The organism is Pseudomonas sp. G3-19 (assembly GCF_054855875.1).
This window is the reverse complement of record NZ_JBMPIQ010000003.1, coordinates 706082-721484: the sequence shown is the minus strand read 5'-3', so window position 1 is coordinate 721484 and position 15403 is coordinate 706082. Positions and strand designations below refer to the sequence as shown.

Below are 15403 nucleotides of genomic sequence, written 5' to 3'. Positions count from 1 at the left end.
ACCCGGCCGTTGCCGACAATAAAGGTTCGGCAATCAATGCACGGCAATGTCTGCTGTAGTTTTAGAAAGCAGGAAGGTGGTGAAGGCTGGTTAAACGTATTGAGTTGGTTAAGCGCAGAATCCCCAAAGTTAGTTATTTCCCCTTGAACACCGATGCTAGACGGGCAGAGGTTTGCCGTAAAAGAACCAATAACACTTAGGTTAGATCGGGTTGAATAATTGTATTTAGTCCAACACAAGTGTTGCTGGACAAACACTGAAGCCGTAACTAACACCAACTAATTCGAGATCAGACAAAGATCTTTTGTAGGAGTGAGCCTGCTCGCGATAGCTATCGTTCAGTCACCGAAAATATCGACTGGGCTGGCCCCTTCGCGAGCAAGCCCGCTCCCACAGGTCTGACTGGGTGAACACTGACTTCTCATCCACCACAGATCCAATGTAGGAGTGAGTCTGCTCGCGATAGCGGTGTATCAGCCACCAAATTAGTTGAATGTCCGGGCCCCATCGCGAGCAGGCTCACTCCTACAGGTTGATCGGGGTAAACGCATAGTTATCATCCATCACAGATCCAATGTAGGAGTGAGCCTGCTCGCGATAGCGGTATATCAGCCACCGAAGCAGTTGAATGTCCGGGCCCCATCGCGAGCAGGCTCACTCCTACAGGTTGATCGGGGTGAATACATTGCTTTCATCCACCGCAGATCCAATGTGGGAGCGGGCTTGCTCGCGAAGGGGCCAGTCCAGTCACCCGAGATGTTGACTGCAAACATGCGCAAACCTTTAGTCGAATTCCTTTTCCAGCCAGGCATCCGCGGCGATGTCCAGGGCCTGCGCACTGAAGCGTTGTTCCGCAAACGGGTCGGCGTGCAGGTGAAAGCCGTTGCGCTCCCAGAAACCGGGTTGTTCTTCGTCGACAAACTCCAGACCGCGCAGCCATTTGGCGCTCTTCCAGAAGTAGCGCCCGGCGACCACCAGCCGCAGTGGCCAGCCGTGCTGGGCGGTCAAGGGTTGGCCGGCGTAATGGGTGGCGAGCAGGCTGTCCGGGTGCAGCAGGTCGTCCAGCAACAGGTTGGTCTGGTAATCGTGATCGGCGTGGGCCATGACAAAACGTGAAGCGGGCTGGATCCCGAACTCGCTCAGCAGATCCTGCAGATGCACCCCGCTCCACTGCGTGTCGAACTTCGACCAGCGTGTCACGCAATGAATGTCACATTGCAGCTCGCGCTGCGGCAACCTTTGCAGGTCAGCAAAACTCAACTCGACGACACGTCCGACCTTGCCGAACAGGCGCAGTGACCAGGTTGCCAACTCATACTCCGGCACCGTGCCTTCGTGGAGGATCGGGAAGCGCTCCGTCAACACCTGCCCCGGCGGCAAGCGTTGACCGAGCGCCGGATCAGCCTTGGGTGCGCGGCTGTTGCGCAAGCGCATGGCTTTGTTGTGCATATTCACTCCCAAGCGCGTCAGGATGCCTGCCGCGCATACAGCGCATCACCCGGTGATAACGGCTGCATTTAGTTCGCCACAGGAATCCACTCGGCCCGCGCCACGTTGGCGGTATCACCGAACGCCGGGAGTTTCTGCGCCAGGTCGCGGACGTTTTTCACGTCCAGATCGAGCAATTGCTGACGGGTGATCAGGGTCGGTGGCACCAACACCTGATGTCCCGGATTTTCGCCGGCAATCAACATCGCCAGACTGCGCACGCTGATCGCCCCCGCCACTTGCGGATTGACCGCGGCGGTCGCCGCCCAGGCGCTGTCAGGTTCTTTCATGATCTGAATGTCGGCGGTGGAGATGTCGGCGCTGTAGATCTTCACCTTGCGCCCCAGCCCGGCCTCGTCGACGGCGATCTTCGCGCCTTTGGCAAACTCGTCGAACGGCGCGAAGATCACGCTGATATCCGGATTGGCGCGCAACACCGCGCTGGCCTGATCCGCCACCGAGTTGGCAATCGGCGGGTTGAGCGTGCCGAAACGCGCCTTCTCGATGATGCCCGGATTGGCCTTTTTCACCTGACTCCAGATCTCGTCGCGGCGCTCCATCGGCGTGAAGCCGCTGATGTACACATAACCGGCATCGAACCGCGTGCCGTTGTCCTTCACCGCCTGATCCAGCGCCAGTCGCGCCAGTGCATGGTGATCCTGCTCGACCTGGGTCACCTGCGGGCTGTTCAGGTCAACGTCGAACGCCACCACCTTGATGCCTTTGGCGATCGCCCGGTCAATCGGTCCCTTGAGGGTTTCCGCCAGGCCCAGTTGCACGATGATCCCGTCTACGCCGAGGTCGATCGCCTGATCGATCATCTCGCCCTGACTCGCTGCCTGCTGCCGCGCATCGAACACCCGCAGATTGGCCCCCAGCGCCTCGGTCTGTTTCTCCACGCCGCGCAGATACGCTTCGGGAAAGTCCCCGGAAAACAGATAGCCGACCAGCGCGATCTGCACCTGCCCCTTGTCGAACGGCGCCGGAGCCCCCGGCAATGCCTTGGCCTGAGCGCTCAAAGCCAACGCCGAGAGCACCGCGCCGGCGAGGCAATGGCGTGCGAACTGCTTGATTGAACCGTGCATACATCTTCCTTGCAGCGACAAATGAACCGGCTCAGCGCGCCCGATGCGCGAGGCCGAAGGTGAACATCAGGGCCAGCACCAGCACCAGTCCCTTGACGAAATCCTGCGTGTAGTACGGCGCGTTGAGCATGGTCAGACCGTTGAGCAACGAGGCAACGAGTAGTGCGCCGACCAATGTGCCAAAGGCATTGGGCTTCTTCGCCCCGAGCACGGCAAAACCGATTAGCGCCGCGCCGAGGGCGTCGAGCACCAGTCCGTTGCCGGAGCTGACATCACCCCGACCCAGGCGCGCCGCCAACAGCAACCCGCCAAGCGAAGCGAGCAATGCCGACAGTACGTAAGCGAGCAACTTGAAGCGCTGCACTGGCGCGCCTGCCAATCGCGCTGCCTGCTCGTTGCCGCCAATCGCATAAAACAACCGGCCGATGCGCGTGCGCTCAAGAAACAGCCACACCGCCAGCGCCACCAACGCAGTGATCAACACCGGCACCGGCACCACGTCCCACAAGCGGCCGCGGCCGAGGGCGAGAAACGCCGTACTGAACGTGCCTTCGGTTTCCACGCCACTGGGCAAGGTCATGCCCACCGCAATCGAGCGTCCGCCCGTGGGAATCAGTTGCACGCCGATCACCAGAAACATGCTGCCCAGCGTCGCGAGAATGTCCGGCACCCGCAGCTTGACGATCAGCCAGCCATTGAGCAGCCCGACCAGTGCGCCACCGGCCAGACTGATCAGCACCGCCGGCACCGCGCCCCAACCGAGCACCACCATCACGTAACTGGCGATCATCAGGCTCATCGCCGCCACCGCACCAATCGACAGATCAAGCCCGCCGACCGCCATGGTCAGGGTCACGCCAAGGGCCAGCAGTGCGACGATCGACACCGACTGCAAGATGCTGAACAGATTGCCGACGCGCCAAAACGCCGGCTCCGCGACACTGAAAAACACCACGATCAGCGCCAGCAGCCACAACAGGCCGTAGCGGATCAGCGCTTGCAGCAGGCGCTCGGCGGGTGCCGTAGCGGCAGACAACAATGAACTCGAATCAGGCACTCGCTCTGCTCCTTGGCGTGGCATGAAAGGGATTTTCGCTAGCGTCGCTGCCGGCCAGCGCAGCGACCAGGGTCGCGCGTTCAAGACCGGCGCGCGGGTATTCGGCGACCACCGCGTGATCGCGCACCAACAGAATGCGGTCGGCGATTTCCAGGGTTTCATCGACATCGGCGCAGATCACCAGGGTCGCGCGGCCGCCGGCACTGTCGCGCAGCAACTGGCCGATCTCGCGACGGGCGCGCACGTCGACACCCTGAAACGGTTCATCGAGAATCAGCACCCGCCCGTCCCCGAGCAGCCAGCGACCCAGCACAACTTTCTGTTGATTGCCGCCGGACAGCGCGCTCATCGGCACCTCGATGCCGGCGGTCTTGATCCCCAGCGCCGCGACTTGCGCCTCGACCGCTGCGGCTTCGGCGCGGTTGCGAATGAACCCGGCACGGGTGAAGCGCTGCAGAAACGGCAGCGTCAGGGTGCGGCGCAGGGAAAAGTCGGGCACCAACGATTGACTGGCGCGATCCTCCGCTGCGAGAAACACACCGCTGCGAATCGCCGCCCTTGGCGAACCCGGCAGCCAGTCCATGCCGTCCAGTTGCAGGCTGCCAGCCACGGCTTTACGCAAGCCGAACAGCACTTCGGCGATCTCGCTTTTGCCAGCGCCGAGCAGCCCGGTCAGCACCACCACTTCGCCTTGGTGCAGGTCGAAATCGAAACGTCTGGATCGTGGCAAAATCTGCAAACCTCGCGCACCCAATACTTTTTGCCCCACGCTGCCGGGCGTGTAGACATGCCCGTCCAGCGCCTGCCCGAGCATGGCGTGCACCGCCTCGGGCAACTGCCGCGCGCTGAACTCTCCGGCCAGTCGCCCATCGCGCAGGACAATGGCGCGATCCGCCACCCGTTGCAGATCGGACAAGCGATGGGAGATGTAAACAATCGCCACGCCACGGCTGCGCAAGATATCGATCAGATCAAACAGACGCTGCGCCTCGGCATCCGACAACGCCGCCGTTGGCTCATCGAGAATCAGCAGACGCGGCTGCAAGGCAAAGGCCCGCGCCAGCACCACCAACTGCCGCTCGGCCTGGCCCAAGTGTTCAATCGGCTGCTCCAGCGGCAACACCAGACCCAGCCCGGCGGCGATACTCGCGGCGCGTTCCAGCAAGCGTTTGCGATTGAGCCAGAAGTCCGCGTCAGGCTTGCACAACTCATCGAGCAACAGGTTTTCCGCCACGCTCAAACCGGGCGCAATGCCCTCGTTGATCTGCTGATGCACCGCGACAATCCCGACCCGGCGTGCCGACAGCGGCGAACTGAATTGCCGGGGCTGCCCGTCGATGTAAATCTCGCCGCCATCGGCGCGCTGGCTGCCGGCGAGAATCTTCACCAGCGTCGATTTGCCGGCACCGTTGGCACCGAGCAACGCCACCACTTCGGCGGGATGAATCTGCAGGCTGACGCGATCCAGGGCGCTGTTCGAGCCGAAGCGCTTGCTCAGTTCACGCACCTGAATCAGCGGCGCGCGGGCCACGACGACACTCATAAAATTCCTTAACGCCGATGGGCCAGCGAACGCACCAGCCGGTCGCCCAGGCTCTGCACGCCCTGCACCAGAATGACCAGCACCACCACGGTGGCGACCATCACTTCATTGTTGAAACGCTGATAGCCATATCGGATCGCCAGATCACCGAGGCCGCCACCGCCAATCACCCCGGCCATGGATGAAAAACCGATCAGCATCACCAGCGTCAGAGTGATCCCCGCCAGCAACGCGGGCAGCGCTTCGGGCAACAGCACTTTGAAAATCACATGACGGATGTCGCCGCCCATGGCGAGGATCGCTTCGATGCGGCCCTTGTCGACTTCGTCCAGCGCGTTCTCGACGATCCGCGCAAAAAACGGAAACGCGCCGATGGTGATCGGCACTACCGCAGCGGTGCTGCCGAGGGTGGTGCCGACCACCAGTCGGGTCAGCGGAATCAGTGCAATCAACATCACCACAAACGGCAGCGAGCGCCCCAGATTGACCAGCGAACCCATCGCGGCATTGAGCCGTGGCAGCGGCCACAGTCCGTCTCGGCGACTGACAAACAGCAACACCCCGAGCGGCAAACCGATCAGCAGCGTGAACAGCCCGGCAAGCAAGACCATGTACAGGGTTTCGCCGGTGGCGTTGAACACCAGTTGCAGGATTTCATCCCAGTTGATCGCGCGGTTCATGACTGGGCCGCCCGCACGCCGTATTGCTTGAGGAAGCTGAGCCCGGGGATGTCGTGGCCCAGCGGCAGGCCGCAGGTCGGACGTAACGAAGTGCCGAGACTCGATTGCGCATCGGCGAGCAAGCGCGGCACCGGGCCGGACTCGACCAGACGCCCGTCCGCCATCAACGCCGCGTGATCGCAGATCGACTTGACCACCTCCAGCTCATGGGTGATCAGCACGATGGTCACGCCCAGTTGCCGATTGATATCGCGCAGCAGCTCAAGAATCGACGCCGTGGTTTCCGGATCCAGTGCACTGGTGGCTTCGTCCGACAGCAGATACGCCGGCTCGGCGGCCAGGGCGCGGGCGATCCCCACCCGTTGTTTTTGCCCACCGGACAACTGCGAGGGAAAGGCTTGCGCCTTGTCCGTCAATCCGACCAGTTCCAGCAGCTCGCGCACCCGCACATGGCGCCACGGCTTGCCGACGTTGGCGATTTCCAGCGGCACGGCGATGTTGTCGAACACCGTGCGCGAATGCAGCAGATTGAAGCCCTGGAAAATCATGCCGATGCGCTGACGCTGGCGGCGCAGGTCGCTGGCAGACAGCGTCAGCAGGTCCACGCCGTCGATCAGGATTCGCCCGCTGTCCGGGCGTTCAAGCAGATTGAGACATCGCAACAGGGTCGACTTGCCCGCCCCGCTGCGCCCGAGGATGCCGTAGATCGCGCCGTCGGGAATACTCAGCGACACCTGATCCAGTGCTGGTGCCGGCGCCGACGGGTAGGTCTTGCTCAACTGCTCGACGACGATCATGGCTTGCCATCCTCCACCGGAATCACCGACCCCTTGAAGTTATCGGTGATGTATTTCGCCACTTGCGGCGAGGTCAGGTCCTTGGCCAGTTGCACAATGCGCGGATCGTTCTGCAGTGTCGGCGTGGTCACCAGAATGTTGGCGTACGGATTGTGCTCGGCCTTCTCCAGCCCCAGCGCATCCTGGGCCGGCACCAGTCCGGCTTCCAGCGCGTAGTTGCCGTTGATCACCGCAAGGTCGACATCGTCCAGGGCCCGAGGGATTTGCGGCGATTCGATTTCAAGGATCTTCAGCTGTTTCGGGTTCTCGGCGATGTCCTTGGGTGTGGCCTGATCGGCTGCCGGATCCTTGAAACCGGGCTTGAGTTTGATCAGCCCGTTGTCCTGTAACAGGTACAGCGCACGGCTCAGGTTGGTGACGTTGTTGGGAACCGCCACGGTGCCTTTTTCCGGCACGTCGGCGAAGCTTTTGTGCCGGCGCGAATAGATGCCCAGCGGCTCGATATGCACCGTGGCGGCCACCGCGAGTTTCTGCCCCAGCGCTTGTTCCTGGGATTTCAGATAAGGCAGATGCTGGAAGTAATTGGCATCGACATCGCCATGCACCAACAGCTCGTTGGAGTTCACGCCGTTGGGAATCTCGATGACCTTGAGCTTGAGTTGCGGATCGATTGTCTGGATGTACGCGAGAATCTGCGCGTGGGGCACCGGGTCGGCGGCCACCCGCAACGGCTCCAGTGCCTGAGCGCCGAACGAAGTCACCAGCGCGCCGAGCACGGCCAGGGTCAAACCTGCTTTTTTCAACATGTGCGGAGTCCTTGAGCGAGTGATGAATCAGGCGTTGGCGGTTTTACGAGCTGGTGCGGCGGGCATCAGCGCGTCGGCATAGAAGCGCCGGGCGACGTCGGGGTGCGAACGCAACCGTCCCTTGAGGTAGTTCCAGCCGACATCGCGAAACAACGGATTGAGCGGATCACTCGCCGGGCCACGCGCTTCGCGCAGCAGCGCGGTGGGCAACGGGTACAGCGGCACCACGGCATCGAGTTGCGCGCCGAGGAAGAAGGCGATGGACAAGCGTTCGCTGCCTGCGGGCGGCGACACCACCCGATGCACCGTGGCGCGCAGATAACCGTTGGTGGCCAGCTCCAGCAGTTCGCCGATGTTCACCACCAGCGTGTTGTCGCGGGGCAGCGCATCGATCCAGCGCCCCTCCTCGACTTCCACTTGCAACCCGGCCTGCTGGTCTTGCAGGAGAAAGCTGAGGAATCCGGAATCCTTGTGCGCGCCGACGCCTTGCTGGCTCGCGTTGGCGGCCTGGCCTGGATAGCGCATCAACTTGATGTGTTCGTTGGGCTTGTCGCCGTACAACTGATCGAACGCGTCCGCCCGCAGCGACAGCGCCTGGGCAAAGGCACGCAGCAGACGCAACGCCATGCGCGTCATCGCCTGTTGCCATTCGAGCAGCAGCGGTTTCAGTTCTGGCAGCGCCGCCGGCCATTGGTTGGGCCCCTGCAACCGAGCCCACAACGGACTGTCCGCGTCCAGCGGCAACGCTTCGCGCTCGGCGCCGAGATCGAATTGCTCACGCCAGTCGGGTTGACCACGGGTGATCTCGGAAGCGGCACGGTTGTAACCGCGAAAATGCGGCGAATTGATCATGCCGACGGCGGTCTTTTCCTGCTCGGACAAGGCGAAGAACTGCCGGGCGTGATCCTGCACCTGCTTGAGCAGGTGGCTGTCGATGCCATGGCCGGTGAGATAGAAAAAGCCGACGTCACGCGCGGCGTGACGCAGGTTTTCAAGAAATTCATAACGCTGTTGCGCGGTGCCTTCGAACAACGAAAGGTCGAGCGTCGGCAGCGTAGTGATATCGAGGGTATGCGGCATGATTCACTCCCGTGTGAACCAAACCTTAAGAGCCTTTGATCGATTCAGCGTGTGCCGTCATGGCAATCGGGGGTCTATCGGTTTGATGCGTTCGATTCGTCGTGAGACAAAACTAAACGATCTTAAAAACCACGAACAAATACCCTTTTTGCATTAGCTTAGGCCTGACGCTCAAGTTCGCTGTCATCACGCGACAGCTCTCCCGCTTCAACTGATCAACGTGCCGGGTCATAAAACGGTTCGACTGCCACCCGGCTGCCGACAAAGAAACTGTCAGCCACCAGCCGCAGTGGCTGCAGATCGACGTCGCTAGCCCGATCGCCAATCAGTTGCCGGAAGTGTCGATACACCGCGGTGTACTCGCCCTCTTCCGACACCACTTGGCGCACGCCGTCGATGCTCAGCAGCGCCCCGCCGTTGTCCAGGCGCAGCAGCCCTTCGGCGCAGCGAATCTCGATGCTCCAGAGTTCGTCGTGACCGTGGTCGAAATCGAACTCGGCCTGCACGTCGAGTCGGTTCGCATCGGACATCTTGATCGACGCGGCTATCGGCGACTGGCAGTTGTCCGGTACGCGCAGTTCGGCGGACTTCACAAACAGTGGCTGCGTCAGCAAATAGGTGACAATCGACAAGGCATTGATGCCCGGATCGAAAACGCCCAGACCACCGGGTTGCCAGATCCACGTCTGACCGGGATGCCACTTGCGCACGTCTTCTTTCCAGTCGATCTGCACGCTTTGCAACGTGCGGCTGGCGAGCCAGTCGCGGGCGGCTTCGATACCGGGGGCGTAGCGCGAATGCCAGGCGAACAACGCACTGACACCCTGTTGCTGCGCTTGACTGACCAGGGCCAGCGCCTCGCCCAGCGTCGCGCACGGCGGTTTTTCCACCAACACATGTTTGCCGGCGGCCAGCGCCTGCTGCACCAGTGCGAACCGACCTTGCGGCGGCGTACAAAACGCAATCGCATCCACCTCGGGGCCGTTCTCCAGCAACTCGCTCAACGAGTGAAAGTTCTCCACCCCGGCACAGGGTTTACCTTGCGTGGCGACCGCCACCAGACGAAATCCGGGATTGGCGTTGATCGCCGGAACATGTTGATCCTGGGCAATCTTGCCGTAGCCCACCAGACCGAGACGGATCGGTTGCATCAGTGACTCCTGTTTTTGTCTTGTTGTCGTCAGCGAGTGCGCAGATTAGCCGTAAACGTCAGGGAATACCCAGCGGAGTCTGATCAAAAAACCGCAGACGCCAGCGCTCGGTTCATCGCGCCGGGTAGTAACGTTGATGCAGCGGCGCAAACAAAGAAAGCCTGCTTTTCAGGGCAGGCTTTCACGTTCACAACGCTGCAATCACTTCTGCTGAGCGGTCAACGCCGAGTAACTGTTCATCAGGTTCCGGTAGTTCGGAATCCGCTGCGACAGCAGATTGCCCAGCCCTTCGATGTCGTTGCGCCAGTCGCGGTGCAGCTCACAGGCGACCGAGAACCAGTTCATCATTTGTGCGCCGGCCTGGGTCATGCGGCTCCACGCGGCTTGCTGGACGGTGGTGTTGAAGGTGCCGGAGGCGTCGGTGACGACGAATACGTCGAAGCCTTCGGCCAGTGCCGACAGGGTCGGGAACGCTACGCAGACGTCGGTGACCACACCGGCAATGATGATCTGTTTGCGGCCGGTGGCCTTGATCGCCTTGACGAAGTCTTCGTTGTCCCAGGCGTTGATCTGGCCTGGACGGGCGATGTACGGCGCGTCTGGGAACATTTCTTTCAGTTCCGGGACCAGCGGGCCGTTGGGGCCTTGTTCGAAACTGGTGGTGAGAATGGTCGGCAGGTTGAAGAATTTTGCCAGGTCGGCCAAGGCCAGGACGTTGTTCTTGAACTCGTTCGGCGAAAAGTCCTGAACCAGAGAAATCAGACCGGTCTGGTGGTCGACCAGCAGGACTACGGCGTCGTCTTTGTTCAGGCGGTTGTAGGTTGCAGTGCTCATGTTTGAATCCCTTTTCTTGGTTGAGGTAGTGGGCGTTGCGTTGAACATGGGCACAGATTACGGATACCGCCTGAACGGATAAATCGGTTGAAAAGCGTTTCACTGTCAACTCATAACGGACAATCCTGGCGACACAACACAGGCTTGCCAGCCTCCAACTCAATCCGCCTCGGGAATTGGTTTGGCGATCATCAAACTGTACGGTGCCCGGTTCAGGACCCTCTCCACCGTTGCGCCAATCAAGTTGAGGCCTTGCGGGTAGGCGGTGCCCCATAACCCTGTGGGAGCGGGCTTGCCCGCGAAGGGTTCATTCCAGGCAACATCTCAAATGGCTGACACACCGCTTTCGCGAGCAAGCCCGCTCCCACACTGGATCTCGGCAGGCCGTCATTCCTGAGTTCACCGCTCCCACAATGATCTCGACAAGCCGACATTCCTGGGTTCACCGCATAACCCTGTGGATGAAGTTATGAGCTAATAACGCCTTCATTAAACCGTCTTTCAAACGTTGTACTAGGATAGGATCCACATCCTGACATTTGCGCCGACCAGGGAACATGCTCGACGCAGGTCAGGAATGGGACTGTTTCACCTGCAACTCATGGATGATGTTTATGAATTCACACCTGTTTCCCCACATCGGTAAAGTCATTGCGAGCACCGGCAGCCGGCACTTTCCGCGGATGCTGCATGACCTGATCCAGACACAACTGGCGGTGGACGCCACACACATTCGCCAGATGCGCGTCGAGCCGGTGGGCCGCCCCGCCCATCGCAACCCGCCGGAAACCGGCCAAGACTCGGCCCAGCAGGCTGAAACGGTATTCTGCGAACAGATTGCCGCACGCTCGAGCGAGCCGATGGACACGCCAGACGCGGCCAGCGCCGATGCCTCGCAGCTGCACCTGACCCGGCGCAAGGACGGCTACCGCTACGTGATTTCGGTGTATCGCAACGACCAGTCGCAGCGCTTCTCGGCTCAGGAGCAGAGTTTGTTGCAGGACATATCTCCGGTGCTGTTGCCGATGGTGGAAAAACACATTCACGCCCTGCAACCCCAGCAGACCAACACAGAAGACCCGTCGCCCAGCGCTGATGGCGCGCAACAGGGCCTGGAAAACCTGCGGCTGCGCTTCAACGAGCGTTTGCAGCAACTGGGCCTGAGGCTGTCCAATCGCGAAACCGAAGTGTGCATCGGCCTGCTCGCCGGGCGTACCGCACCGGAGCTGGCCGAGCAGTTGCAACTGAAGGTCAACACGGTGGAAAGTTACCTCAAGCGCGCCGCGATCAAACTGGGGATCAGCGGCCGGCATTCGTTGATGCGCTGGATGTACTCGCCTGAACATACCGCCACCCTGCCCGGCTCACCCCACGCCGCTTGATGGTGCCCGATCTGCAGGAACTGCCGCTGCGAGCAAGCCCGCTCCCACATCGAAATGCGCTGAGCCGATGGTTACAGCAACACCCGGTTAAAACTGTGGGAGCGGGCTTGCTCGCGAAGAGGCCGTGTCAGGCACTTAAGGTGTTGGCTGGCACACCGCATTCGCGAGCAAGCCCGCTCCCACATTGGTATGCGCTGAGCCAATGGTTACGGCAACACCCGGCTAAAACTGTGGGAGCGGGCTTGCTCGCGAAGAGGCCGGTACGGCTGGCAACCCTCTCCTTCAAGCCCTGCAGGCACTGCCCGCGACGGGCACAGAAGGCGCCAAGGGATGCCGGGAAACGTATTTTTATCCGTCGGGCCGCGCCTTACCGCTCATCCGAAAAGGCCTCGTACCTGTAATTTCTGACAGTAGCCAGAGCCGTCATCTTCAGCGCTGAATAACTCCACGCCCTTTGTCTCCCGACAGTTCGCACGGAGTTCCGTCCATGCTCGTTCAGCCCAAGATGAAAATCTCTGCCCCCCATTCACTGCTGGACCCGATAGTCCCCGGGCGCCTCCTGCCTTCCGGCCAGTGGGGGATCAACCGGGCGGCGCTGCTCACCTTTCCCGATGACGGTCTGCAAGTCGTCATCCCCATCTGGGCCACCAAGGCTGTCGGAGATACCGTCAAGCTGCTGCTCAATGACCGTGAGGTCGACGGGCGTCCCATCATTGACGAAGCCGAGCTCAAGCAACCGACCCTCTTGTGGGTGGCTCCCCGTCATCTGCAGACAGGTCCTTACGAACTCACCTACGAAATCAAACAGCCCAATCAAAAAGAAGAGCGTCCGGACAAGCCCCTCAACCTCTTCGTCAAACTGGAACTCCCCGCTGGCCAGGACATCGACCCGGGCCCTGGTCACTCCAACCTGTACATGTACATTCCCCCGGCAATCGTCAACGGCGGTGTGGACAAAGACGTTGCCGAAGCGGGAGTGCCGATTGTCATCAGGTCCGAGTCCGGCAGCGGCTTGCCTTACCCCGTCATCGCGGAGGGCGACGTCATTCATCTCAGTTGGGGCGGCTTTTTTGAGTATTCCACACCGGTGACCCTGGAGCAGATCAACGATCCAGCGGCAAACCCGATATTAATCACGGTCTCCAAAGCCACTATTAAAGAGGCTGGTGACACCGACCTCTTCGGTCTGGCGGTCACCTTCAAGGTGCGCGACATCGTCGGCAATGAATCGGAAGACTGGTGCAAGGAAACCCGCATTGTCGTCACCACCGGCATCGACCTGCTGGCCGCACCGATTGTTCAGGAGGCCGTCAACAACAAGCTCGACGCCGATAAACAGGGCGATAACGACATCACGGTGCATGTCACGGCCGACCGACCAGACTTCGAGATGGGTGACATCATTCACTTGACCATGCTCGGCACCACCCTGGAGGGCGAAAAAGTCGAAGTCACCGCCCTGCCCCAGACCGTCGACAATATCCCGCATAACTACGAGTTCAAGCTGTCCATTGCGGCCGTGCGTAAACTGGTCAATACCCAGGTCAGTTTCTTCTATCGGCTGGAACGCAGCGGCAGCAGTGACCCGTTACGCTCAAAAAGGCAGTTTGTACAAGTCACCGGCGCAGCCCACCGCCTGGCCGCACCGATCATCGAAGAAGCCGAGGGTGACTTCATCGATCCCACGAAGACCCCCATCAACGTCCGCATTCCGTTCGATCCGGCCATCGAGTACGGCATGGGCATTGAGCTGTTCCTGTTGGGTAAACGTCCGGACGGCAGCACCTTCCTGCCTGAGTTGGAGTGGCACATTCCGGAGGAGGATGAAGTCGAGAATCCCGAAGGTTTTGTCATCACCGTCGATGACTACAACCTCAAGCTCCTTGACGGCGGAACCCTGAAGGGGTGGTACGACCTGCTGATAGCCGAAGGCGACGAGATCCTCAGACGGGAGTCGCTGCACACGAAATTGTTCAATGTGGGTGAACCGAAATTCGAGCTGGACGCACCCATTGTCCTCGGGGTGGCGAACGGCTTCCTCGACCCGGCCACACTGCCCGGCGGTACCAGTAAACTGACCATCCCCAGGCCTGTGGTGAAGCCATGGGTAGCCAACGACGAGGCCACCTGGAAGTGGGTGGGCGACATCTCCGGCGAGGAACCCGGGTCCCGCACATTCAATGCCGTCACCGCCCAACAAGACTGGGTCATCAACCTGGACGCCGCCTTCGTCGCCCAGCACATCGAACCGAACCGCGGCAGCAAGATCACCGTCCGTTACCAGCTCTGGCGCCATGCCACAAATGAGACCAGCCTCTCGAATCCATTGGTGTTCACCGTGGGCGTCGCGCTGGAACTGCTCGCCCCCTCGATCAAGGAGAACAACGGCGACAGCGCACTCAACCCGCTGCTGGTCAAGGACACCTTGACCATTGTGGTGCCGGACAACAGCGCGTTGCTGCCAAACCATGCAATCAGCGTCACCTGGACTGGCGCTGACGGCACGCCGGCCGGCGGGTCGCATACCTCAGTGCCGCGCGCGGTAAGCGAAGGGCTTGAGTTTGCGATCCCCAACAGCGTGGTGGCGTTCAATCTGGGTAAGCAGGTAAAAATCTCCTACGTCGTCATCATTGATGGTCATCCGACACCGTCCCGGGTATTTGACCTGACGGTGCAAGCAATGCCGCAGAGCGCGCTGGTCAGCCCCACCATCGAGCAGGCCGACAACGACGGCGCCGGCCCGGAACTGCATACCGGCAACCTGACCCAAGCTTCCGTACGCATGGGTGACTGGCCGCTGATCGCCCTCGGCCAATACGTCTGGTTGCGCCTGCGCGGGACCAATGCCGACGGCAGCGCCTACACACGCGAGATCTGGAGCGCACCGACGGCCTTCACCACCCCCGACTGGATTGCTGACCGGTTCTTCACTGTTCAGCTTCCAGCCGATGAGCTCAACGCTCTGCAGGATGGCAGCGGCCTGGAATTGGTGTTTAAAGCGGCGCTTGGTCAGAGCACGGTGGAGAGTGAGGCGGTGGAGTTTCCAGTGCGCACTTATACGATCAAATCCACAGGCGTGATTCTTTCCCATGCGCTATACACACAGCGGCTCGACGGGACGGACCGGCAACAGCACACATCCGGCGCAACCTTGAGCTTTGATGCTTATCGTGACAAAACGATTTCTATCGTCACAACCTTCTCTAAATCGATACGAAGAGTAAATTTTAATTTAAGGCGGGGGGCTGGCGGACCCTATGACAGTTTCACTTGGCTATGGATACCAGTTACCGCAGGGAAACCAGTGACTGTCGGTCCGACCGATCATATTGTTGTCAGGATTAACTCCCGAAGTATTTATACCTTCGTTGTCTCCTCCGACACCAAACCTACCGAGGTGTACGGTACTTTCGAACTGCGATTTGTTTGAAACGAAAAAACCGCGAGCCACACTAAGCGCCTCTCCCTGATGGGTAGGCGCCTGGATAACGGGGATCAGA

12 protein-coding genes are annotated in these 15403 nt (G+C 60.6%); 2 read left to right on the top strand and 10 right to left on the bottom strand.

All coding sequences use genetic code 11. From position 1 onward, the window contains the following. Positions 1-783 precede the first annotated feature (783 nt). The 10 genes from ACOYXI_RS03190 to ycaC all read right to left on the bottom strand — a co-directional run bounded on the left by ACOYXI_RS03190 (position 784) and on the right by ycaC (position 10521). The gene (locus ACOYXI_RS03190; protein WP_003224252.1) at positions 784-1449 is read right to left on the bottom strand and encodes a sulfite oxidase-like oxidoreductase; all 666 of its coding nucleotides are present in this window, start codon (positions 1447-1449) and stop codon (positions 784-786) included. 68 nt (positions 1450-1517) lie between these two features. Next, positions 1518-2573, bottom strand: a complete 1056-nt coding sequence (locus ACOYXI_RS03185) for a substrate-binding domain-containing protein (protein ID WP_007966380.1) — start codon at positions 2571-2573, stop codon at positions 1518-1520. 31 nt (positions 2574-2604) lie between these two features. Beyond that, a complete protein-coding gene (locus ACOYXI_RS03180; RefSeq protein ID WP_135295557.1) occupies positions 2605-3630 on the bottom strand; it encodes an ABC transporter permease in 1026 nt (341 codons plus the stop codon). After that, positions 3623-5173: a sugar ABC transporter ATP-binding protein gene (locus tag ACOYXI_RS03175; protein ID WP_135295556.1), complete on the bottom strand. Its 1551-nt coding sequence runs from the start codon at positions 5171-5173 to the stop codon at positions 3623-3625. Before ACOYXI_RS03175 ends, ACOYXI_RS03180 begins: the two co-directional genes overlap by 8 nt. An 8-nt stretch (positions 5174-5181) precedes the next feature. Next, positions 5182-5853: a methionine ABC transporter permease gene (locus ACOYXI_RS03170; protein ID WP_210559026.1), complete on the bottom strand. Its 672-nt coding sequence runs from the start codon at positions 5851-5853 to the stop codon at positions 5182-5184. Further along, complete coding sequence (locus ACOYXI_RS03165) at positions 5850-6650, bottom strand: methionine ABC transporter ATP-binding protein (protein WP_461674295.1); 801 nt, start codon at positions 6648-6650, stop codon at positions 5850-5852. Before ACOYXI_RS03165 ends, ACOYXI_RS03170 begins: the two co-directional genes overlap by 4 nt. Continuing rightward, on the bottom strand, positions 6647-7456 hold the full coding sequence (locus ACOYXI_RS03160) for a MetQ/NlpA family ABC transporter substrate-binding protein (RefSeq protein WP_461674294.1): 810 nt from the start codon (positions 7454-7456) through the stop codon (positions 6647-6649). Before ACOYXI_RS03160 ends, ACOYXI_RS03165 begins: the two co-directional genes overlap by 4 nt. 27 nt (positions 7457-7483) lie before the next feature. Beyond that, on the bottom strand, positions 7484-8536 hold the full coding sequence (locus tag ACOYXI_RS03155) for an isopenicillin N synthase family dioxygenase (protein ID WP_134786133.1): 1053 nt from the start codon (positions 8534-8536) through the stop codon (positions 7484-7486). 215 nt (positions 8537-8751) lie between these two features. Further along, a complete protein-coding gene (locus tag ACOYXI_RS03150; protein ID WP_461674293.1) occupies positions 8752-9687 on the bottom strand; it encodes a Gfo/Idh/MocA family protein in 936 nt (311 codons plus the stop codon). Positions 9688-9888: 201 nt separating this feature from the next. After that, the gene (gene ycaC, locus ACOYXI_RS03145) at positions 9889-10521 is read right to left on the bottom strand and encodes an isochorismate family cysteine hydrolase YcaC (protein WP_007966399.1); all 633 of its coding nucleotides are present in this window, start codon (positions 10519-10521) and stop codon (positions 9889-9891) included. A 614-nt stretch (positions 10522-11135) separates the two neighbouring features. Here ycaC and ACOYXI_RS03140 point away from each other — a divergent pair. Both ACOYXI_RS03140 and ACOYXI_RS03135 read left to right on the top strand, forming a co-directional pair. Continuing rightward, complete coding sequence (locus ACOYXI_RS03140; RefSeq protein ID WP_461674292.1) at positions 11136-11903, top strand: helix-turn-helix transcriptional regulator; 768 nt, start codon at positions 11136-11138, stop codon at positions 11901-11903. A 487-nt stretch (positions 11904-12390) separates the two neighbouring features. Continuing rightward, the gene (locus tag ACOYXI_RS03135) at positions 12391-15333 is read left to right on the top strand and encodes a hypothetical protein (RefSeq protein WP_461674291.1); all 2943 of its coding nucleotides are present in this window, start codon (positions 12391-12393) and stop codon (positions 15331-15333) included. Positions 15334-15403 lie beyond the last annotated feature (70 nt).